The sequence below is a fragment of the Faecalibacterium sp. 9 genome, assembly GCF_048320955.1.
GTDB classification, from domain to species: Bacteria; Bacillota; Clostridia; order Oscillospirales; family Ruminococcaceae; genus Faecalibacterium; species Faecalibacterium wellingii.
In genome coordinates, this window is the sequence record NZ_JBLWGB010000003.1 from 308,777 (window position 1) to 329,681 (window position 20,905).

Annotated in this window: 20 protein-coding genes; 15 read left to right on the forward strand and 5 right to left on the reverse strand. The window is 52.8% G+C overall.

Features of this window, described 5'->3' with window-relative positions; all coding sequences use genetic code 11:
* The first annotated feature begins 46 nt into the window (after positions 1–46).
* The 6 genes from ACKXF9_RS13730 (at position 47) to ACKXF9_RS13755 (ending at position 5,209) form a co-directional block, all read left to right on the forward strand.
* Entirely contained in the window at positions 47–538 is a 492-nt protein-coding gene (locus ACKXF9_RS13730) for an HD domain-containing protein (RefSeq protein ID WP_005922554.1), read from the forward strand.
* A gap of 2 nt (positions 539–540) precedes the next feature.
* A complete protein-coding gene (locus ACKXF9_RS13735) occupies positions 541–1,053 on the forward strand; it encodes an NAD(+) diphosphatase (protein ID WP_005922551.1) in 513 nt (170 codons plus the stop codon).
* A gap of 139 nt (positions 1,054–1,192) precedes the next feature.
* Entirely contained in the window at positions 1,193–2,386 is a 1,194-nt protein-coding gene (locus ACKXF9_RS13740) for a Fic family protein (RefSeq protein WP_339395920.1), read from the forward strand.
* A 21-nt stretch (positions 2,387–2,407) separates the two neighbouring features.
* Positions 2,408–2,863 (forward strand): (deoxy)nucleoside triphosphate pyrophosphohydrolase, encoded by a 456-nt coding sequence (locus ACKXF9_RS13745; RefSeq protein ID WP_418266548.1) that lies wholly within the window; start codon positions 2,408–2,410, stop codon positions 2,861–2,863.
* A gap of 701 nt (positions 2,864–3,564) precedes the next feature.
* Positions 3,565–3,801, forward strand: coding sequence for a hypothetical protein (locus ACKXF9_RS13750; RefSeq protein ID WP_005922522.1), 237 nt, complete (start codon positions 3,565–3,567; stop codon positions 3,799–3,801).
* 322 nt (positions 3,802–4,123) lie between these two features.
* Positions 4,124–5,209 (forward strand): hypothetical protein, encoded by a 1,086-nt coding sequence (locus ACKXF9_RS13755; RefSeq protein WP_339395922.1) that lies wholly within the window; start codon positions 4,124–4,126, stop codon positions 5,207–5,209.
* A gap of 122 nt (positions 5,210–5,331) precedes the next feature.
* Here ACKXF9_RS13755 and ACKXF9_RS13760 read toward each other — a convergent pair whose 3' ends face one another.
* From ACKXF9_RS13760 to ACKXF9_RS13770, 3 genes are all read right to left on the reverse strand, one after another.
* Positions 5,332–5,811: a helix-turn-helix domain-containing protein gene (locus ACKXF9_RS13760; RefSeq protein WP_339395923.1), complete on the reverse strand. Its 480-nt coding sequence runs from the start codon at positions 5,809–5,811 to the stop codon at positions 5,332–5,334.
* A gap of 26 nt (positions 5,812–5,837) precedes the next feature.
* Positions 5,838–6,317: a sigma-70 family RNA polymerase sigma factor gene (locus tag ACKXF9_RS13765; RefSeq protein ID WP_339395924.1), complete on the reverse strand. Its 480-nt coding sequence runs from the start codon at positions 6,315–6,317 to the stop codon at positions 5,838–5,840.
* A 153-nt stretch (positions 6,318–6,470) separates the two neighbouring features.
* Positions 6,471–7,271, reverse strand: a complete 801-nt coding sequence (locus ACKXF9_RS13770) for an SDR family oxidoreductase (RefSeq protein WP_418266549.1) — start codon at positions 7,269–7,271, stop codon at positions 6,471–6,473.
* Positions 7,272–7,568: 297 nt separating this feature from the next.
* Here ACKXF9_RS13770 and ACKXF9_RS13775 point away from each other — a divergent pair, with 297 nt between their 5' ends.
* From ACKXF9_RS13775 to ACKXF9_RS13805, 7 genes are all read left to right on the forward strand, one after another.
* Entirely contained in the window at positions 7,569–10,781 is a 3,213-nt protein-coding gene (locus ACKXF9_RS13775; RefSeq protein WP_418266550.1) for a response regulator, read from the forward strand.
* A 210-nt stretch (positions 10,782–10,991) separates the two neighbouring features.
* Positions 10,992–13,046: a TIM-barrel domain-containing protein gene (locus ACKXF9_RS13780; RefSeq protein ID WP_418266551.1), complete on the forward strand. Its 2,055-nt coding sequence runs from the start codon at positions 10,992–10,994 to the stop codon at positions 13,044–13,046.
* Between the two features lie 171 nt (positions 13,047–13,217).
* The gene (locus ACKXF9_RS13785; protein WP_339395928.1) at positions 13,218–14,735 is read left to right on the forward strand and encodes a DNA methylase; all 1,518 of its coding nucleotides are present in this window, start codon (positions 13,218–13,220) and stop codon (positions 14,733–14,735) included.
* On the forward strand, positions 14,716–15,213 hold the full coding sequence (locus ACKXF9_RS13790; RefSeq protein ID WP_418266552.1) for a hypothetical protein: 498 nt from the start codon (positions 14,716–14,718) through the stop codon (positions 15,211–15,213). Before ACKXF9_RS13785 ends, ACKXF9_RS13790 begins: the two co-directional genes overlap by 20 nt.
* A 97-nt stretch (positions 15,214–15,310) precedes the next feature.
* Entirely contained in the window at positions 15,311–15,526 is a 216-nt protein-coding gene (locus ACKXF9_RS13795; protein ID WP_418266553.1) for an HFLK protein, read from the forward strand.
* 286 nt (positions 15,527–15,812) lie between these two features.
* A complete protein-coding gene (locus ACKXF9_RS13800; protein ID WP_418266554.1) occupies positions 15,813–16,868 on the forward strand; it encodes a macro domain-containing protein in 1,056 nt (351 codons plus the stop codon).
* Between the two features lie 92 nt (positions 16,869–16,960).
* On the forward strand, positions 16,961–17,620 hold the full coding sequence (locus ACKXF9_RS13805; RefSeq protein ID WP_418266555.1) for a vWA domain-containing protein: 660 nt from the start codon (positions 16,961–16,963) through the stop codon (positions 17,618–17,620).
* Between the two features lie 113 nt (positions 17,621–17,733).
* Here the strand turns inward: ACKXF9_RS13805 and ACKXF9_RS13810 are convergent, their stop codons facing one another.
* Positions 17,734–19,326, reverse strand: coding sequence for a recombinase family protein (locus ACKXF9_RS13810; protein WP_249258104.1), 1,593 nt, complete (start codon positions 19,324–19,326; stop codon positions 17,734–17,736).
* A gap of 47 nt (positions 19,327–19,373) precedes the next feature.
* Positions 19,374–19,937: a helix-turn-helix domain-containing protein gene (locus tag ACKXF9_RS13815; RefSeq protein WP_249258105.1), complete on the reverse strand. Its 564-nt coding sequence runs from the start codon at positions 19,935–19,937 to the stop codon at positions 19,374–19,376.
* Between the two features lie 185 nt (positions 19,938–20,122).
* Here ACKXF9_RS13815 and ACKXF9_RS13820 point away from each other — a divergent pair, with 185 nt between their 5' ends.
* Positions 20,123–20,335 carry a helix-turn-helix transcriptional regulator gene (locus ACKXF9_RS13820; RefSeq protein ID WP_129872737.1) on the forward strand — a complete coding sequence of 71 codons (213 nt, stop codon included), beginning with the start codon at positions 20,123–20,125 and terminating at the stop codon, positions 20,333–20,335.
* A gap of 76 nt (positions 20,336–20,411) precedes the next feature.
* Positions 20,412–20,903: a helix-turn-helix domain-containing protein gene (locus tag ACKXF9_RS13825; RefSeq protein ID WP_117505096.1), complete on the forward strand. Its 492-nt coding sequence runs from the start codon at positions 20,412–20,414 to the stop codon at positions 20,901–20,903.
* The last annotated feature ends 2 nt before the right edge of the window (positions 20,904–20,905 follow it).

Below are 20,905 nucleotides of genomic sequence, written 5' to 3' on the forward strand. Positions count from 1 at the left end.
TTTATCAAGGTGAACATTTAAGTATTAAAAACGGGAGTGAAAACAAATGATGACCATTGCACAGATCATGGAAAAGATGATCGCCTTTTCCGAAGGGAATATCCATGACATCACGCACCTGAGCTGCGTGTGGACCTATGCCAAAACCATTGGTGAGCTGGAGGGGCTGGACGCAGACACGCAGTTTATTCTGGAGGTGGCGGCCATCACCCACGATATCGCCTGCCCGCTCTGCCGCAAAAAGTACGGCAACACCAATGGTAAATATCAGGAGCAGGAGGGTGCCCCGCTGGTGCGGGAGTTCTTGGCGGATACCGGCATGACAGCAGAACAGATCGACCGGGTGGCCTATCTGGTAGGGCACCACCATAGTCCGGCGCAGATCGACGGCATTGACTATCAGATTCTGATTGAGGCAGATTATATCGTCAATGCGTCCGAAAGCGGGTACGACCAGCAGGCAATCCGAACCTTTATGGAACATACGATGAAGACGGCAGCAGGTATCCGGCTGACGAAAACAGTGTTTGGAGTGTAAAAATGATTCAGAAGCATTGCTTTGAATGCGGTACGGCATTGATTGAAAAAGAACTGGAAGAAGAGGGCATTGTGCCTTATTGCCCGAAATGCCAGCAATACCGGTTCCCGATGTACAATGTGGCAGTCAGCATGATTGTTGTGGATGAGGAAACCGGGAAAATTCTGCTCATCCAGCAGTACGGCAAGCCCTCTTATATTCTGGTGGCTGGATATGTGAACCGCGGTGAGGCAGAAGAACACGCCGTGGTGCGGGAAGTCCGGGAAGAAACCGGGTTGGAAGTAGAGCACCTCCGGTTCAACCGTACTAAGTTTTTTGAGCCGTCCAACACGCTGATGTGCAACTTTACGGCTTTCGTCAGAACCGCAAAGGCGCTGCATATCAACCACGAAGTGGACCGCTGCAAGTGGTTCACCCCACAGGAAGCCAGAGAAAACATCCGTCCCAACAGCCTTGCAGCGGAATTTTTGAATGCGTATCTGGACGAAGTGGGGAATAAGCCGATGGAGATGTGATTCGTGACGGAACCACGGGAATTTTGACGGGGAGTATGGAAAAAAAGTTGGTTCGGCCTGTTTCGGTTGACTTTTTTATAAAGGATCGATATATTGATACTATATAGTATCAATAAGTATCAACTGCGAGGTGGACAGAATGGATGGGGCACAGTTTGCCAAAATGCTTTCAGATAAGCATTTGTTTGAACTCAATCGGATGGAATACAAGTACTCGACTGTCAGCGTCAAAGAATTTGCCGAATTGCTGCGGCAAAACTTTGCGCAGCCTCTGCCGTTGACTGATTTTTCTGGAAATAAGCTGTTTTACCTGCCGAACCTCGCGCAAATTTCAACAAATGGTATGAAGCAGTTGCTCTCTGTCCCTGTCAGTGGACAAAACTTCGGTTTGTCGGCGATGACCGAGGAAATTTATGCGACTTTTCAAATTGAAAGTATCCGCTCGACCCGCAGCAGTATCCGTTATATCCTCGATGGCTATGCCCCTCGTGATGAACAAGAAGCCCGCATCTATGGTATGAAGCGCGGACTGGAGTTTATCGCGAATCGTCAGAATAGGATCACCGAGGAGAATCTGCATTACCTATATCAGATCAGCACAGGGGATTATCTCCCGGATGAAGATCGATTACTGCCAAACCACTTTTATCGGCATGGCGAGGTTTTTATTGTGGGCGGTGAAGAACCCAGACCGGGACTTCCGGCAGAGCGGCTTCCCGGTGCCATGAAATGTCTTGTCGATTTTGCGAATGCCAATGACGGCATCAATGAGCTGCATAAGGCTGCCATTCTGCACTTTGCCTTTGCGTACTACCACCCCTATTTTGACGGGAATGGACGCACTGCACGGCTATTCCACCTCTGGTATCTTGTTCAGCAGGGCTATCCTGCGGCACTGTTCACGCCGTTTTCCCGATACATCGCTAAAAACAAGGACGCATATTACAAAGCCTACGAACGCGTGGAGAGAAATGCTCTGATTTCCGGCTATACGGATGTGACTCCCTTTCTGTTCTACTTCTGCAATGAGGTCTATAACCGCCTGCAGGTGGATGCAGTCCCGCCGAAAACTGATCTTGAGGTATATCAAACTGCTCTTGCGGAAGGAAAAATCACAGAAAAAGAACGGCTGCTCTGGGAGTATGTTCTGTCTGCTTATGGTGCAGAGGAGTTTACCACAAAGCAGCTGGAAAAGGATTTCCGAAACGCTGCGTATGCAACCATTCGGACGTTTGTGATGAAATTCCATGAGATGGGACTGCTTACTGCAAGAAAAGCAGGAAACAGGGTGTTCTATCGTGTCGGTGGGACTTCTGACGGTCGGCCATTATAATGAATCCAAAAGGAGAACGTTATGAAAACGATTCGTGTTGTGGCCGCTGTGATCTGCGACTCCATGCAGGAAAAGCACAAAATCTACGCTACCGCCCGTGGCTATGGCGACTATAAAGGCCAGTGGGAGTTTCCGGGCGGCAAAATCGAGCCGGGCGAAACCCCGCAGCAGGCTCTGAAGCGGGAAATAGAAGAAGAACTGGACACGGAAATCGCCGTGGGGAATCTAGTTGGGACAATCGAGTATGATTATCCGGCGTTTCATCTTTCCATGGACTGCTTCTGGTGTGAAGTGGTTTCTGGCAATCTTGTTCTGAAAGAAGCGGAAGCCGCGCGGTGGCTGACAAAAGATGACATTGATTCCGTTCCGTGGCTCCCGGCGGATCAGACTATTTTGGATGTTATCAGAAGCTCAATGCAGCCAGTGAAACCACTCCATACCAGCGAATATGACAACGAACCTCTGCAGAGATGCTGAGTGTTTACGGCATGAAGGATGAACTGCGCCGTCCCATGATGCTGCTGGTGAAAGCCGCTATTCCGAAAAAATCGTAAAACAGAGGCCTCTGAATCTTTTCCTAATAAGAAAGAGATTCGGAGGCTTTTATTGGTTGATTTAGCTAACAGTCGTGTCGAAAGACATCCCGTCTGAGGGCAAAGCGAAGGTTTTGCTTTTCAGGCGGGATTTTTTTGCTTTTTGGGACTGTTGTATACAATACATGGACTAAGAGGGTGGGTGACTTGGACTACGAGTCCATAAACTTTTGCTCGAAAGTACGATACACTATTGTCACGGCATCGGCCCACCTCCGAAAGGGAGCGGGAGCCGCAGCCGGGCGGACCTTGAAAATTGAATATGCAGCTTCAGGTACTTCCAGATAATGATACTTCCGTAATTCGCGGCCCGGTCATAAAGAAGACGGGGTGGCCGAGAGGCCAATGGAGTGGTGCAAATCCAACGCCTGAATGTTTCCCTTTCTCAGGGGTGCCGGGGGCAAATTAAGAGAAACCATCGAACGCTTTATGGGCTATGCCAGCAAGGCTGAAATGCTCCGCATTGACATGGCTTTGCTGGTCAGTCTGGCTCTGAACGTTCTGAGCGGAAACCGCAGCGAATAGCGGACAACCAGTAACCCGTAAAAATGAGGTGATAGCGATGTAACCGGAGGTGAGTGAGCCATGCGAAAGAGTGCCCCCATTGAAGTGGTGGTACATTACCCCAAAACGAAAGAGGGATGGGACGAACTCGGAAAACGGGTCGCAACCGCCCACGCCAACTATGTGATCGAAAAAATCGACCGTCTGAACTGCCCCACATGGCAGAAGCTCGAATTGCTGCAGGCGGTGATCGATACTACCAAAGGAACCTACAAACCCAAAGAACACCAAAAGCCCGGCTGGCAGCCGAGCCGATAAACAAAGCCCCACGCTCAACATATGCTTTTCTGCTCTGACCAGAGATAGTCGGATTCAGAGGCAGTGTTGAGCGTGGGGCTTTTTGTGTTACATAAGTTTTTGGAATTTTGCTGACAAAATAAAATCATTGATTGTTGGCGGCCAATATGGTATCCTATGGCATTGCATAACACGCAAAACAGTTCCACTTTTTGCTGAAAGAGCGTATCGAAACCGTCCTGATGGAGCAGCAGAAAAAGCTTTTTGAAAAGTAAAAGCTCTTGCGTCCCGTGAAAAAAGAAGGTAATATAAATACAGAGCAAGACACAGAGCGCAGGGAGGGATGAAAACCATGTTTTACGAGATCATGCACCGGGAAAGCTGTGTGGCACAACTCAGCACGACAGGGGAATGCAGGGTCTGCCTCGAGGATTTCATGCCCTATGATCTGGTTCTGGTGGAATCGGATGATTTTGACGAGCGCATCAATAATGTAACGAACTTTTACTATTGGTGCGCCTCCCGGATGTTGACGTTGGATCGCACCTACGCCAAGGAAATCCTGAACAGTATCGGTGCATCTCAGAGTGTTACGGACAGGGAACGAGCACAGATTGCATTATCCTACCATTGTCTGTCTTTGCTGGATGTGTTCTGGGTGAAAGAAGAAAACGAGAAGATTCGATTCGAGGATATCAACCTTTTTGCACACTCCTTAAGCAATGCGCTTGTGGATATTGCGCTGCGGGGGCACCAAATGACGGTGACAAACGCCCATCTTCTGGCAAATGACCTGTCTACGGGCGGCTTGTACCCCAAGGCGTGGGTGCGAAAAGAGGATGGCTTCTATCTTTACAAGGATGGTGGCAGGGAAGCGGTGGAACGTGAAGTGCTGGCAAGCAAAATCTGCCGGTGCTTTGACTGCCATCAGGTACTGTATGAGCAGGGGATGTTTGAAAATGAGCCGGTTTCTATCAGCAAAATCATGACATCTCAGCGATACAGTCTTGTGACCTATGCAGCCTATGACGTCTACTGCACGAACCGTGATTGGAACACGCTGGATAAGATCTTAGAGTTGGATGCTCCCAGCTACTATATGATGAACATTCTGGATTATCTGGTGGGCAATACCGACCGTCATTGGGAAAATTGGGGTCTGCTGGTAGACAACGAAACCAATCAGCCCATCCGTCTGCATGACCTGATGGACTTCAACCGGGCGTTTCAGCAGTACGACACGCCAGAAGGCGCAAACTGTCTGACCGTGGGAAAACGCCATCTGAGCCAAAAAGATGCTGCAGTGGAAGCGGTGCGGAACATCGGACTGAACCAAGTCCGTCAGGTGGAGCACACCGTATTCTCCGAGCATCCGGCATGGAAAGCAACGTTTGAAGAACGACTGCGTGTTTTACGGAACGCCATGTAAGTCAGAGCGAATATCAGAATAATTGAAACAGGATGATTCCATAACGAAAGCCCGTCTGCGCTGCCACATATCGTGGCTTGCAGACGAGCTTTTTCGTTTGCCCGGAGAAAAATTGCCATACCTCACATGCGAAGCATAGATGGAAAATCGGAACCAAGGTTTTCCACCAGATGGCAAAAGCACTTCTGACTGATGGTCTTTTGTCCACTTTCCCAGCAGCGGATGCTTGTCCGGCTGACCTTTGCGTGGTCGGCAAGCTGCTGACGGTTCCAGCCTTTTGCCTCCCGGTATCTGCGGAGGAAGTCTCCGCCGCCCCGGTGCAGAAACAGGGTGTAGTCGTCCAGAATGTCCTCCACCGGGATGCCGTAAAGGGCGGCGAGCTTGTCCGCAAGTTCCGGCGTAAAGCTGCGGTGAAATGTGCCGCTTTCCAGATCCCGATAGAGCCATTCCTCCATGCCAACCATGGCAGCAACCTCTTTTTGCAGCAGGTCAAGACCATAGCGGCACCAACGCAGACGGTCCCATGGGTCCGGGATGTCGGCGTAAGAGCGGTACATACGGTAGAACGCCTGCGCCTCTACGGTGGTGCAGGGGCCTGCCAAAGTTACCTGTAAGATGTATAGAGGGGTTAGACCACAACCCTCACATGATACTTTTTGAAGTAGAAAAAGGTGACCGCTCTCTCGGCTCCAAAAAATCCATTTTGACGTAGATGCGTCATTGCGTGAAAGAGGTGGATTCTCTTTTCCATTCCAAAGTGCGCTGGGGAGAGGATAGCATTTTCAATGCACCGGCTGGCGTAGGTAGAAAACCGTGTCCGGCGGGCAGAGTCGAAGGTGTCCACCGCTTTCATCAGGCCGATGGTGCCGATGGAAACAAGGTCGTCCTGATCGCCGGGCAGGGCGTAGTATTTTTTTACGATGTGTGCCACCAGACGCAGATTGTGCCGGATCAGCTTTTCCCGTGCGGCAGGGTCACCAGCACGCAGTGCGGCAAAGGCTTCGGCTTCCTCCTGGGCAGAGAGGGGCCGCGGAAAGCTGCCGCTCTCCAGATGAAGCGCCAGAACCAGAAACTTTGTGGCAAAAAATTGCAGAAGAGATAAAAACATGCCGACCCCTCCCCAAAGCATCATAAACGGTTTACTGCAATTTATGAAGGAGGGCTTGCCCTTTTTCCGGACTCCGGGGCGAAAAGCTCCGCTTCATTGTCCACAAAATACGGATATTAGTTTATATAGCAGCTTTGCGGAGCAATGCGCCTGTTACCCGTATATTTTCCCCACGATCTTTCCGCGTGCTGCGGCAGGCAGGAGTTTGCACAAAAGGCTCAGGAATTTATACTGTGCGCCGGCAACGTAAACGACTGCCGGGTTCTTTTTCTCCACAATACCGGCGATGTACCGTCCAATGCGTGCCGGGTCCATGCCGTTTTGCTCGTCATGCTCCATCTGACTGACGCTCCGGGAGATGCGCCCGCCATATTCATCATCGCCGAGAATGCTTTTCTGACGTGCTTTTGTAAACCCGGTGCAGATGTCACCCAATTCTACGACGGTAACATGGATGCCGTAGGGCTTGACTTCGTTTGCCAGCGCATAGGAGTAAGAGGAAATAGCGGCTTTGCTTGCAGAGTAGAAGGTCTGGAACGGAATGTGCGCTACGGCAGCAACAGAGCTGATGTTCACAATATGCCCCTTCCCTTGATGGCGTAGGAAGGGGAGAACTGCTTTATTTACAGTGACTGTCCCGAAAAAGTTCACATCAAACTGTGCTTTGGCTTGCTCCATGGACGTAAACTCCACCGCACCGGAAATGCCAAAGCCTGCACAGTTGATCACTGCATCGATTTTGGTCTCTTTTTGGATGACCTGCTGCACAGCGGCGTTGACCGCATCTTCATCGGTCACATCGACAGACAGATGGGTGACACTCTCCATAGGGATACTTCTGCGGCTGAACTCATAGACGATGCAGCCGTTCTCTTTCAGAGCGGATGCCGTGCACCGTCCGATGCCGGAGCTTCCTCCGGTAACGATGACGACCTTGTTGTTTTCTCCCACCATGATTTTCCTCCTGAAAATGTTGATCTGGTTCGAGTATACCGCATCGCAGGGCGGCTGTCTATACGGATAGCCGGATTGTGGAAAAGTACAGGGATCAACTTGTGTAAATTTTTACGCAGATTGGCCTCTCTTTTTTACACAACCAATGCCAATTAGCGCTTGAAAACGAAACGCTGCGCAAGTATACTATACTAGTTATACTGTACAAGCTTGATCACAAATCAGTATGCCAGTTGACCATAAAAGACATACCAGAATTGAAGTGCGCGGCAGAATCAAAACCCTACGAGGATGAAAATGAAATTCGATAGAAGACTTACAGATGAAATCTACACTTCCGATACGGTAAGGCTGGGAAAAAATGCATTTCAGGCCATACAGGAGACGATCTATCATAATGGCGGTGTCGGAACCATTACCGGGTACTATGATGCCGAATTGTCGATCCTGTCGGTCAGTGATCTGTTGCTGCATAATCTGAACCACAGCTATGCATCCCTGATGGAGCAGACAAAGGGTTCGCTGAAGAATCTTTTCTATAAGGAAGATGCCGCATTCCTCGACAATGCGCGCTTTCGTCAGCTCCAAGGCGAAGGAGAAGGCCGGATCCTTACAGCAGATGGGTCTCCCGTCTATGTGCGTCTCTACAAAAAAGATGCAGTCGATACGGATGGAACACCGATCTGGATCATGTCAGTACAGATGAACTGGGCGTATGAGAACCTTGCGCTGGTTAATGAATCCATCCATTCTGCACTATGGTATTTTGAGTGTAATGAAAACGGTGAGATCGTTCATGTGAACTGGAGCCATGCGTTCCGGCAGATCCTTGGATATCATGACATTCTGGATTTTCCAAACAAACTGGATTCGTGGTCGAACCTTCTGCACCCGGAGGACTATGACCGGGTAATGCAGCTGCTTTTGGAAACGATTGCGGACAAAACCAATACTACAAAGTATAATGTTGAGTACCGGCTGAAAATACAGGATGGCCAATACCACTGGTTCCGGGCATCGGCGGAGGTGATACGCCGTCTGGATGGTTCGGCCAATCGAATTGCCGGAATCATCAGCAACATTGACGCGGAAAAAAGAAGCCGGATGCAGGCGCAGCGGGCAGCGGCATTTCACCGTGCATTTACCAGCGCAAACCTCTGCGAATACTATGTAAATCTGGAAAAGAACACCTTTGATACTTTCAAAGTGGAGCCCTCTTTGATGACTGCCTTTGAGCAGAACCATACATGGGATGGACTGGTCAGATTCCTTGTGGATAACTATGTGGTTGAAGAGGACAAAAAGTCTGTAACAGATTTCTACAATCGCGCCTACATCACGGAAAAATTAAAGGGGCTTGAGACGGAGCTGCGTCAGGAGTGCCGCATCGTTCTGGATGGGGAGGAACGATGGGTCAGCAACGTGGTCATGCGCGGCGAGATCGAAGATTCCGAATATGCGATGATTTTTCTGCGGGACATCACAGAGTCCAAAGCAGAGACGGCACGGCGGATGCAGATGGCCTCAGATAACGCATCGATGGATCTTTTGATCAAGAGTATGGTGCGTCTGCTGGACCGCTTTGTCGTCTGCGATCTGGAGAATGACCGGTATCGGTTCTATAATCTGCAAGGTGAAATGATCTACGCGCCGACGGGGGCTTACCATGATTTTGTGGCGCAGGTGGCGGCAAAGTATAAGACGCTGGAACCATTGGCGGCGATGGACGCATTGTTCTCACCGGAAAATATCCGAAAGAATCTGCAGGGCGAGAACGACATCTACAAATTTGAATACTGCTCCATAGACGAAAACACCTATAAGATCGCGTCCTTCATTCCGCTGGAGTGGGATGGCACAAAGCTGGTCAAAGCACTGTTGGCATCTATGGATGTGTCACAGGAGAAAAAGGCCGAGATCGAATCCCATAAGGCACTGAAGGATGCGTACCGGGCGGCGGAAAACGCAAGCCGCGCCAAGACGGAATTTCTCTCCAATATGTCCCATGATATCCGTACACCGATGAATGCAATCGTTGGCTTGACCGCCATTGCGGGTGCGAATATCGAGAGTCAGGACAGGGTGGTCGAGTGCCTTGGCAAGATCACAAAATCGAGCCGTCATCTGTTGGGGCTGATCAATGAAGTGCTGGATATGGCCAGAATCGAGAGCGGGCGAATGAGCCTTGCCGAGGAGGATTTCAGCCTGCCGGAGCTGGTCGATAACCTGCTCACCCTCACAAAACCGGCAATCGACGAGCACAAACATCAGCTCGAAGTCCATATTGAGCACATTGAGCACGAAGCTGTCTGCGGCGACAGCCTGCGCATCCAGCAGATCTTTGTGAACCTGATGAGCAACGCCGTCAAGTACACCCCGGATGGAGGAAACATCACCCTTACGATCAAGGAAAAACCGAACGGCTTCTCGGAGCTTGGCTGCTACGAGTTTTCCATCGAGGACAACGGCATCGGTATGACGCCGGAATTCCAGAAGATCATGTTCGAGCCGTTCAGTCGGGCAGACGATCACCGGACGACCAAGGTGCAGGGCACCGGTCTTGGCATGGCCATTGCAAGAAACATCGTCAACCTGATGAATGGTGACATTCAGGTCGAAAGCGCTCCCAACAAGGGAACGAAGATCACGGTCACGGTCTATCTGAAGCTTCAGGAGAACGAGAAGGAACAGGAAAAAGAACTGCTCGATCTGCCGGTACTGGTCGTGGACGATGACAAGACCTGCTGCGAAAGCACTGTTGCAACCCTTCAGGAGATCGGCATAGCGGGCGAATGGGCCCTGACCGGTAAGGAAGCTGTGGAACGCTGCGCGGCGCGGCACAAGACCGGCCGCGACTATTTTGCGGTGATCCTGGACTGGAAGATGCCGAAAATGGACGGTATTGCAACCGCCAGAAAAATCCGGGAACGGGTAGGAGAAGATGTCACGATCATCATCCTGACTTCCTTTGATTTCAGCGAGATCGAAGAAGAAGCCAGAGCAGCGGGCGTGAATGCGTTTATGGCAAAACCGCTGTTCCGTTCCCGTCTGACGGCAACTCTGCGGCAGTTTACATCCGGGAAGAAGGAGAAAAACGCCCGGAACTATCTGGAAGATTTTGCGAAGGAAAACTATGCGGGTAAGCGGATCCTTCTTGTGGAAGATAACGAGCTGAACCGTGAGATCGCAACCGAGATCATAGGCATGACGGGCGTGGCCATTGACATTGCCGAAAACGGAAAAATTGCAGTCGAAAAGGTGATGGAAGCACCGGAAAAGTGGTACGATCTCATTTTTATGGACATCCAGATGCCCATCATGAATGGTTACGAAGCCACTGCTGCGATCCGTGCCCTTGCCGGCAGCCGGGGCAAAGTGCCCATCATTGCCATGACGGCAAATGCCTTTGCCGAGGACGTGCAGCTGGCAAAGAACACCGGCATGAACGAGCATATCGCCAAACCGCTTGATTTGAATAAGCTGAGCGATGTGCTGAAACAGTGGCTGTGATCTGTGCATTGCAGTATCTGGGCAAACAGGAACATCACGTTTCAAGGATCTTGTATTGAAATAGCTGCACAACCGCAGCTATTGGGTTGAAAATAAGGCTGAAGCCCCAATTGCTCCAGCCAATGTCAGAGTTTCTTAATTGTCCATCAAAAATACGTTGGTACGTTTTACACTGTGACGATTCAAAAAACAGAGGAGAGATATTTTACTATGATCTACAAAAAGCAATACGGTCAACCGTTTGATACCGAAAGTGTAGTGGGTTCTTTTCTGCCCATGATGGAAACGATACCCTATCTGACCAAGGAGCCGGATGGTTTCTCCTATGCCATGGAGCCGCAGGATGTCCTGTATGGTCTTGGCGAAAACGTCCGTGGTATCAACAAGCGCGGATGGGTGTACGAAAGCAAATGCTCCGATGACGGCAACCATACCGAGGGCAAATCCTCGCTGTACGGTGCTTATAATTTTATGATCGTGTCCGGCAAGGATACATTTGGCGTTTTTATCGACTACCCGGGCAAGGTCACCTTTGACTGCGGCTACACCGACCTGGATACCTTACGCATCACGGTGGCCGAGGAAAATTACGATCTCTACATCATTGAGGGCGAGAGCCTGACCGATATTGTACACCAGTTCCGCCAGTTGGTGGGGCGCAGTTATATTCCGCCCAAATGGGCTTTTGGCAACGCCCAGAGCCGCTGGAGCTACATGAACGAGGACGAGGTCCGCGAGGTGGTGGCAAATTACCGTGCCAATCATATGCCGCTGGACGCTGTGGTTCTGGATATTGATTACATGGAGCGTTACAAGGACTTTACGGTGGATGCGCAGCGCTTCCCGCGTTTTGCAGACTTTGCCGCCGAGATGAAAGCGCAGGGCATCCATCTTGTCCCCATCATCGATGCAGCAGTCAAGGTCGAAGATGGATATGATGTGTACGAGGAGGGCGTGAAAAACGGCTACTTCTGCACGAATCAGGATGGCACCCCCTTTGTAGCCGGTGTGTGGCCGGGACGGGTACACTTCCCTGATATGCTCAACCCGGAAGCCCGTGCCTGGTTTGGCAGTCAATATAAAGTTCTGCTGGATCAGGGGATCGAGGGCTTCTGGAATGATATGAACGAGCCTGCTATCTTCTACGCAGAAGAAAGACTGAAAAAGACCTTTGCTCAAATTGAGAAATACAGCAAGCAAAACCTGGATATTTCCAGCTTTGGTGCTTTTACCGGCATGGTGGCAGAGCTTTCCAACAACGAAAACGATTATAAGCTGTTCTACCACAACACCAAACAGGGGCGTATGCGGCACGACAAGGTACATAATCTTTTTGGTTATAACATGACCCGTGCGGCAGGCGAGGCTTTCGAGCGGCTGGAGCCGGACAAGCGCATTTTGATATACTCCCGTTCTGCCTGCATCGGGATGCACCGGTATGGCGGCATCTGGACCGGCGACAACCATTCTTGGTGGAGCCACATTCTGCTTGCGCTGCACATGATGCCCTCCCTGAATATGTGCGGCTTCCTGTACGAAGGCCCCGACATTGGCGGCTTTGGCAGCAATACCACGGAGGATCTGGTGCTGCGCTGGTACGGCATGGGCATCTTCTCTCCGCTGCTGCGAAACCACTCTGCCAACGGCACCCGCCGGCAGGAACCCTACCGCTTTAAGAATAAGGCCGCCTTTGCCGGTATTTTACAACTGCGCTACCTGCTGCTGCCCTACATTTACAGCGAGTACATGAAGGCTGCCCTGCGCGACGGCATGTACTGTATGCCGTTGGCGTTCGCCTTCCCGGAGGACGACTTTGCCCGCCGGGTGGAGGATGAGGTGATGATCGGTGAAAGCCTGTTGATCGCCCCGGTATATGAGCAAAACGCCCGAGGTCGTTATGTTTACCTGCCGGAGGAGATGCTGCAGGTGCGGGTAAAGTGCAGCGAAAGCAACCGCATCGAAACCAGTGTGCTGCCGGCAGGCCATCATTACATTCCGGTGGAGCTGGATGAAGTGGTGTTCTTTATGCGCAAGGGACACCTTCTGCCCCTTGCCAAGGACGGCAAAAAGATCCAGAGCGTTGCCGATGTGGATTTTGCAGACCTGCGCCTGCTTGCCTATGCTCCCGATGGTGCATCCTATGAATACTATACCGATGACGGCGAGACAAAGGATTATGATAAGCCGGAACATTTTGTGCATATCACGCTGGATGCGGATGGAAACGCAAAGAGCGATCGTGCTACGGTCAAAGTAGAAGGATAATCGTCAGTCATTACGCAGTTCCTACAGAGTGACAGCGTTTCAGCTTGAAATGCTGCCACTCTTTTTTGTTGTCTATATCACAGATAAAATAGCCGTTCCATCTTGAAAACAGCGTAAAGATTTATTATAATAAGATAAATAGTTGTGACTTTTGCAAAGGAGGGCTGAATCATGGCAGCGCAGCGCACCTATCTGGCAATCGACCTGAAAAGTTTCTATGCCTCGGTGGAGTGCGTAGACCGCCATCTGGACCCCCTGACCACCAATCTGGTGGTGGCAGACGCCTCCCGCACCGAAAAGACCATCTGCCTTGCGGTGTCGCCCTCCCTGAAAGCCTACAAGATACCCGGCAGAGCGCGGCTGTTTGAAGCCGTTCAGCGGGTGAAAGAGGTCAACGCTCAGCGGCTGCAAACTGCCATCCAGCAGAAAAAGGCAGTCCGGGGAGAGGATGGAAAATACCACTTTGCCAGCACCTCCTTCGATGCCAACGCCCTGAATGCAGACCCGGCACTGGGGCTGAGCTACATCGTTGCGCCGCCCCGGATGCAGCGGTATCTGGACGTTTCCACCCAGATCTACAAGACCTACCTCAAATATGTGTCCCCGGCGGATATCTACCCCTACTCCATTGACGAGGTTTTCATTGATGTGACGGGCTATCTGCCCTATTACCACATGAGCGCCCACGAGCTTGCCATGACCATGGTGCGGGAGGTGCTGTACAACACCGGCATCACCGCAACGGCAGGCATCGGCACCAACCTCTACCTTGCAAAGCTGGCCATGGACATTGTGGCAAAACACATCCCGGCGGACAAGGACGGTGTCCGCATTGCGGAACTGGACGAGCAGTCCTACCGGTATCTGCTGTGGAACCATCGCCCGCTGACGGATTTCTGGATGACCGGTCCCGGTACCGTCAAACGGCTGGAAGCCCACGGCATTTATACGATGGGGGATTTGGCACGGTTTTCCATCCACGGAGAAGATCGTCTGTATGAGATTTTCGGCGTGGATGCGGAAATTCTCATTGACCATGCATGGGGTTACGAGCCCTGCGGCATGGAACAGATCAAAAGTTACAAGCCCAGCACAAACAGCATCAGCGAAGGGCAGGTGCTGACCTGCCCCTACCCCAACGACAAAGCCAAGCTCGTCGTCCGGGAGATGGCGGAGATTCTGATGTTCCGGCTCACCGAAAAGAAGCTGGTGACCGAATCCATCACCTTGGAGATCGGCTACGACCGGGAGAACGTGGACAAGGGCGGCTACCGCGGTCTGACCCAGACCGACCGCTACGGCAGGGTCATCCCCAAGGCGGCACACGGCACCGTCCGGTTTGATGCCCCTACCAATCTGGGCAGCACCCTCATCAACGAAAGCGCAAAGCTGTTTGAGCGCATCACCGACCCGGCGCTGACGGTGCGGCGCATTACCATCAACGCTAACAAGGTCACGCCGGACGAGGGCATCTATCAGGTGGACTTTTTCACCGACACCAAGAAGCTGGAAAAGGAGAAAAAACTCCAGCAAGCCATGCTGGGCATCAAGAACAAGTACGGCAAAAACGCTGTGCTGAAAGCCAGCAGCTACGAAGAGGGTGCCACCATGCGCCAACGCAACGCACAAATCGGCGGGCACAGTGCAGGAGGTTCGGCGGGAGGTTCAGATGGAAAACTACAAAAATAGCAAAATCGGGCGGGAGACCGCCCAAAAGTACGGGGACATTCTGGAAGTGGAACGCCCCCAGACCGAAGAATCCCTTCGCAAGCACCCCCGCATGACCCTTCAGAATCGTGCCAAAATCTTCTCGCCCTTCTCTCCGCTGCGGGGCTATGACGAGCAGCTTGCCGCAGAAAAGCAGCGCACCGAGCGAGTGACCAAGCGCATTCTGACCGAGGAAGAAATGTCGGTTCTCTCCGATAAGCTGATGCAGGTCACCAAGGGCATGACCATCACGGTGCGGTACTTCAAAGAGGATACCGCCCACCCGGAGATTCCAGCAGTGGGCAACTACATCACACTGACAGGAAAAGCAGACCGCATCGACCCGGTGTTCCGCACCCTGCAGGTGGGCGATACCGTGGTGCCCTTTGAGGATCTGGTGGAGGTCAGCGGGGAGGGGATCATGGACATTGATGTGTATCTGGACATCGGGGAAGAATGAGATGACAAGAAATGCTGAAAGAGATGTTTATAGGACAGCTCTTTCAGTAAAATGACCTCAGAAGAAGCAAAACACACTTCAGACGGAGGAAAGTACAATGGCAAACGGTGATTACGGCTATTTCGGCAAAGGGGACACGGGCTATGCCCAGTACATGACGGCTTTCAACCGCAACTTTGGCGGCTCGTCCGGCGGCGGTGGCGGCGGCAGCCACAACAATGGCGGCGGCGGTGGCGGAGACGGCAGCGGCTGCGGCTGCCTTATCGCCATTGCGGTGGTGGTCGTGCTGGTGCTTATTGCCATGGGAAGCTGAGGGCATACAGAGAGATCGTGGACGGCATTTTTCTTGATCGCCCCAACCGTTTTATGCTCCACATAACAACCATCTGAGGGAAAGGCTGATGGTTCTTGCACAGGAGTTGGAAAGGCTCACGATGGACCTTCCTGCATGGGGGTAAAACGCTATCTCTGATGCGGCACTCCGGTCTTTTACAGCCTGCTCCCTGCCAGAGCTGTGTGGACGGCAAAATAAGCGCAGCCCTTGCACCACTCTGCCGGATGTGATAGGATGAAGAAAACCGTGTAAGGGAGGAACCAGCATGCCTTTTTTGATGATCCGCAACGACATCACCAAGGTAACAGCGGATGCCATCGTCAACCCCGCCAACCGGAACCTTTTGCAGGGCAGCGGCACCAGCCGCGCCATCTATCAGGCGGCAGGGGAGCAGGAGCTGACCGCCGCCTGTGAAGCCATCGGGCACTGCGATTTGGGCAGGGCAGTGTGTACCCCGGCATTCGGGCTGCCCGCAAAGTATATCTTCCATGCGGTCTGCCCGGCATGGCACGGCGGATTTTTTGGCGAAGCAAAACAATTGGCCGGTGCGTACCATTCTGCACTGGAACTAGCCGCAGAATACCACTGTGAGAGCGTGGCTTTTCCGCTGCTGTCCAGCGGAAACTACGGCTACCCCAAGGAGCAGGCCTTCCGCATTGCGGTGGATACCATCACGCAGTACGTTATGGAGCACGACCTGACCGTGTATCTGGTGCTCTACGACCGGCACTCGCTGGCGGTGAGCCTCAAGCTGTTCACCTCGGTGGAGGAGTACATCGACGACCACTATGTAGCGCAGAACGATGAAAGCTACCAGTTTGACCGTCGGCGCAGAGAATACGTGGAACGCTGGGAAGATGCTGTGCTTGCCGACCGGGAGTATCCTGCGCAAGAGTGCGCATCGCCGGTCTTTGCGACTGTGCTGAGGCAGCAGAGTGCCCCCATGGCAGCCCGCAGTCTGGAAAACCTGATGGACAATCTGGGCGAGAGCTTCACCACCCGGCTGCTGCGGCTCATTGACGAGCGGGGGCTGAAGGACTCCACCGTGTACAAGCAGTCCAACATCTCCCGGCAGCACTTCTCCAAAATTCAGTGCAACCGGGACTACAACCCCAAAAAGAAGACGGTGCTTGCCTTTGCGGTGGGGCTGCATCTGTCGGAGGATGAGACCATTGACCTGCTCAAAAGCGCAGGCTATGCCTTCTCCGATGGCTCCAAGCGGGACTGGATCGTGCGGTACTGTCTGGAACAGAAAATTTATAATATCAATCAGGTCAATACCCTTTTGTTTGAATACGATCAGGAACAGCTGGGTGCGTGATTTGTCGCCTGCCCGTTGACCTTTTGCCCTCCGGTTTGTGGTATCCTCTTGTCAGAAAGACAGAACACCACAAAAAACGGAGGGCATTTATTATGAAGAAGAATCTCACAGAGCTTGTTTTCATCCTTGACCGCAGCGGCTCCATGGGCGGACTGGAACCGGACACCATCGGCGGGTTCAACGCCATGCTGACCCGGCAGAAGGAGCAGGAGGGCGAAGCCAACGTGACCACCATCCTGTTTGACCACGAGGTGCAGTTGCTGCACGACCGCTTTCCCCTGCACGCCGTTGCACCGCTGACCGAAAAGGACTACTACGTCCGGGGCTGTACGGCGCTGCTGGATGCCATCGGTTACGGCGTGGAGAAGATGGTGAACATCCAGCGCCATCTGCCGGAGGACGAACGTGCCGAAAAGATCATCTTTGTCATCACCACCGATGGGCTGGAAAACGCCAGCAAGCGGTTTGGCTACGAGAAGATCCGCCGGATGATCGAGCGGGAAAAAGAACGGTACGGCTGGGAATTTCTGTTCCTTGGTGCCAACATGGACGCCGTACAGGAGGCCGCCCGCTTCGGCATCGGGGCAGACCGGGCGGTGCGGTTTGAGAACGATGCGCAGGGCGTGGCAGTCAATTACCATGTGGTCAGCGAAACGGTCTGCCAGATGCGGCAGGCAGCCTGCCCGGCATCCGTCGGCGCAGAGTGGAAAGAGGAAATCGAAGCCGATTTCCAGAAGCGGCATCAGGGGTAAAGGAGGAAACAGCCATGTTGGGAGCAATTTTGGGCGATATGGTAGGCAGCCCCTACGAGTATGGCTAAACACGATAACTATAAGAAAGAGAGGACCGAAACGGCCCTCTCTTTTCATTTTTCGGATTTTGGGATGCGCGGGTATATCTCAATGGTGAAACCATCAGGACTTTTTTTGCGCTTCTCGTTTAGCTTCTGGTAGACGACCTTTTCGAGCACTTCTTTTAGGAGAGCGTTTTTCTCCTCGGCCGTTTCGAGCAGCGGGTACACGTCGAGCAAATTCTTAACCTTAGGGATGATGTCACGGCGGCTGGTCTCCCGGAGCTTCTCCTCGGTCAACTCACGGGAGCAGCGGGTGACGCTATCCTTTGCGGAAGCGATTTTGTCGGAGAGCATTCGAGAACGGGACAGAAATGTGTCTGTGTCGTAGATGCCCTGCTCGAGGAAGTCGTGGGTGCGTTCGAGCTGCTGCTGCAATTTGCGGAGCTCGGCCTCCGCGCTGGTGAGAGCTTTTTCCCGGACGCCGACCGACGACACGGAGGACGACGCGGCAGCAGAGCTCCACTCGAGCTCATAGCCTTTCATCCACTCGGAGAGGCCCTGTATGACGCGCTCCTCGACGATAGGGAGATAGCTCGAGCAATTCGGGCAGCCGCGACGAGGGCAGCGCACGACCGGCATATCTGGATGGACAGGGTTTATCATCCGCATCATCTGCCTGCCGCACTCGGAGCAGACGAGCAGACCGGCCAGAGGATTCCGGACAACCTTTTCTTTGCGCGTGGAAGTATTCTCACTCCGGGTGAGCTTATCGTTTGCGAGCTCAAATGTTTCTTTCGGAATGAGCGGAGGGTGAATGCCTTTGAATACGCACTCTTTCTCTGGGTCGGCAGGACCGCGCACAGAAACGACCTTGCCGTCAACCACTTTCTTCTTCGTCTCACGGCTGCCCCAGCGCACCATGCCGATGTACGTCGGATTCTTGATGATTCCGCGAATGGTGATTCTTGCCCATTGCGAACCGGACGGAGACGGGATGCGCATATCGTTGAGCCTCGTGGCGATTGAACCCAAAGACAGCGGGCGAGCGGAACCATCCTCGTCCTGCAAACCGACCGTGTACAGGTCGAAAATCATACGAACTATTGCGGCCTGCTCCTCGATGGGCTCGAGTGAGCAGCCCTTTTCGTTTTTGAGCTTTACCCGACGATAACCAAAGGGAGCTAGACCGGACGGCCATTTGCCCTCTTTGGCGGAGGCGAGGCGACCGCGCTGCAACCGGCGGTTGATGATTTTGTACTCGCGGCGGCTCATAAACAGGCCGAACTCGAAATACTCCTCGTCGAACTCGTTGTCAGGGTCATACGTTTTTATAGGGGTTATTATTTTTGTCCCGGAGAACTTGAATGTCTGCGCGATGATGCCTTGGTCGATGGTGTCGCCGCGCGCCAGACGCTCGACCTCCATGACGAGGACGCCGGACCAGACGCCCTGCTCGACCTCGGAGAGAACCCGTTGCATCATTGGGCGGGCAGCGATGGTGTCACCAGAGACGACCTCACGGTAAATATCGGTCACGTTGAGATGCTGCCTTTTCGCCAGCTCGAGCAGAGTGTGCTCGTGCCGGGAGAGCGTTTCGCCCTCGCCGTGTGCCTCTGCCTCGAGGTCGGAACGAGACTTGCGCAGGTATATGAGATACTGCTCCATGATGACCTCCAAACAAAAAGGCCCGCGCCGGAGCGCAGGCCAATAGGTTACTTGTTGCTGTCTTTTAAGGCCGCAACATCGGCCTGCAAGAGGCTATCCAGAATAGAGGCGGTCTTGGCCTTGAGCGTGTTCTGCTTCTCCATAATCTGCGGGAAAGCATCTGCCAGGTCTCCCCCGCAATCAGCGAGGATGCTCTTTATCTCGCCGCGACCGGTTTGCAGCTCAGAGAACAGCTCGCGGTACAGGGCCAGCTCTGCTGCGTTCTGCGCGTTCATGCACCGGGAGAGCAGCACATAGACCGAATCGAACGTCGAGGAGACGACGACGCGGAGCTCTTTCGAGAGGGCGTCATATCTGCGCTTGAAGTTTGCGTTGTCCTGACGGAACGCCTCGTTACCGTGGGCGCGCTCATCCTCGCGGCCCAGCAGATAGTCAGTGGTTACCCCGAAATAGTCCGCCATCTGGCAGAGCAGGGCGAAATCTGGCTCTTTGCCCTCGGTCTCGTAGCCGGAGACCGTAGTGCGCTGCTTGCCGCAGAGGCGGGCAAACTCTGCCTGCGTCAAATCTTTCTCCTTGCGGAGCGCGACCAACCGTTCAGAAAACTTATCCATACAGACGTACCTCCCTAAGACTTTTATATTGTATCACAAAAATCCCCTCACGGGGACAAATGACGCTAACTGCGTCATAAATAGCAAAAAATTTTTGAAAAAACTTGACTTTGACCCAATTAGGGACTATAATAAACCACAGAAAGACCCCAAAAGGGTCACACAGAAAGGAGGAGACAGGCGGAATGCGGAAAAAGCTGCAAACGCTCCGAGAGGGCGCAGGCTATACCCAGCAGACTTTCAGCGAGCGACTGGGCGTGAGCCGGAGCCACTACGCACAGATTGAGAGCGGAGACAAGAATCCGTCCCTCAAGCTGAGCCTGAAAATCAAGCAGGCCCTCGGCTATCCCTACGACGACCTTTTTTTTAACCCGAAGCGACCCGTTTCGCGTCATTGATGCGAAATGATGACGCCAAAAGCAAACATTTGGCGTTTCCTTGTAAATATTTTAACCGAAAGGAGGCACGGGATAAATGCCTAAAATGGCAACGAAAGCCGCAGATAACGTGTTCTACAAGGCACGAATCGCAGCGGCATCGTGGAACGACCGGTTAGGCAGCAGAGAGGGTGCGTCAGAGGTGACCGGCATCGACCGGACACGGCTCGCCAACATCGAGCTCGGAACCATCAACCCGCATCCGGAGGAGGTCCTGATGCTGTCGGACACCTACAACGCGCCGGAGCTGCAAAACCATTTCTGCTCGCACCTCTGCCCGCTCGGCATCGGGACGATTTCACCGATTGAGCTGGAAGAGCTCGAGCGGGTCACATTGCAGCTCATTTCGGCAATGAAGTCGTTACCGGAGGTCAAGGACGGAATCATCGACATCGCGGCCGACGGCGTCATCGACGCGAAAGAAAAGCCGCGCATGGAGCAGTACCTCGAGGTACTCGACGAGATAACGAACAAGGCTCAGACCTTGAAGCTCATTTACAGAAAGCAATTCGGAAAACAGGAGGTGTAAAA

Excerpts from the sequence above, each read along its gene's own strand:
- ACKXF9_RS13730 (WP_005922554.1), top strand. The coding sequence starts at position 47 with ATGATGACCATTGCACAGATCATGGAAAAGATGATCGCCTTTTCCGAA.
- ACKXF9_RS13735 (WP_005922551.1), top strand. The coding sequence starts at position 541 with ATGATTCAGAAGCATTGCTTTGAATGCGGTACGGCATTGATTGAAAAA.
- ACKXF9_RS13740 (WP_339395920.1), top strand. The coding sequence starts at position 1,193 with ATGGATGGGGCACAGTTTGCCAAAATGCTTTCAGATAAGCATTTGTTT.
- ACKXF9_RS13745 (WP_418266548.1), top strand. The coding sequence starts at position 2,408 with ATGAAAACGATTCGTGTTGTGGCCGCTGTGATCTGCGACTCCATGCAG.
- ACKXF9_RS13750 (WP_005922522.1), top strand. The coding sequence starts at position 3,565 with ATGCGAAAGAGTGCCCCCATTGAAGTGGTGGTACATTACCCCAAAACG.
- ACKXF9_RS13755 (WP_339395922.1), top strand. The coding sequence starts at position 4,124 with ATGAAAACCATGTTTTACGAGATCATGCACCGGGAAAGCTGTGTGGCA.
- ACKXF9_RS13765 (WP_339395924.1), bottom strand. The coding sequence starts at position 6,317 with ATGTTTTTATCTCTTCTGCAATTTTTTGCCACAAAGTTTCTGGTTCTG.
- ACKXF9_RS13770 (WP_418266549.1), bottom strand. The coding sequence starts at position 7,271 with ATGGTGGGAGAAAACAACAAGGTCGTCATCGTTACCGGAGGAAGCTCC.
- ACKXF9_RS13775 (WP_418266550.1), top strand. The coding sequence starts at position 7,569 with ATGAAATTCGATAGAAGACTTACAGATGAAATCTACACTTCCGATACG.
- ACKXF9_RS13780 (WP_418266551.1), top strand. The coding sequence starts at position 10,992 with ATGATCTACAAAAAGCAATACGGTCAACCGTTTGATACCGAAAGTGTA.
- ACKXF9_RS13785 (WP_339395928.1), top strand. The coding sequence starts at position 13,218 with ATGGCAGCGCAGCGCACCTATCTGGCAATCGACCTGAAAAGTTTCTAT.
- ACKXF9_RS13790 (WP_418266552.1), top strand. The coding sequence starts at position 14,716 with ATGGAAAACTACAAAAATAGCAAAATCGGGCGGGAGACCGCCCAAAAG.
- ACKXF9_RS13795 (WP_418266553.1), top strand. The coding sequence starts at position 15,311 with ATGGCAAACGGTGATTACGGCTATTTCGGCAAAGGGGACACGGGCTAT.
- ACKXF9_RS13800 (WP_418266554.1), top strand. The coding sequence starts at position 15,813 with ATGCCTTTTTTGATGATCCGCAACGACATCACCAAGGTAACAGCGGAT.
- ACKXF9_RS13805 (WP_418266555.1), top strand. The coding sequence starts at position 16,961 with ATGAAGAAGAATCTCACAGAGCTTGTTTTCATCCTTGACCGCAGCGGC.
- ACKXF9_RS13810 (WP_249258104.1), bottom strand. The coding sequence starts at position 19,326 with ATGGAGCAGTATCTCATATACCTGCGCAAGTCTCGTTCCGACCTCGAG.
- ACKXF9_RS13815 (WP_249258105.1), bottom strand. The coding sequence starts at position 19,937 with ATGGATAAGTTTTCTGAACGGTTGGTCGCGCTCCGCAAGGAGAAAGAT.
- ACKXF9_RS13820 (WP_129872737.1), top strand. The coding sequence starts at position 20,123 with ATGCGGAAAAAGCTGCAAACGCTCCGAGAGGGCGCAGGCTATACCCAG.
- ACKXF9_RS13825 (WP_117505096.1), top strand. The coding sequence starts at position 20,412 with ATGCCTAAAATGGCAACGAAAGCCGCAGATAACGTGTTCTACAAGGCA.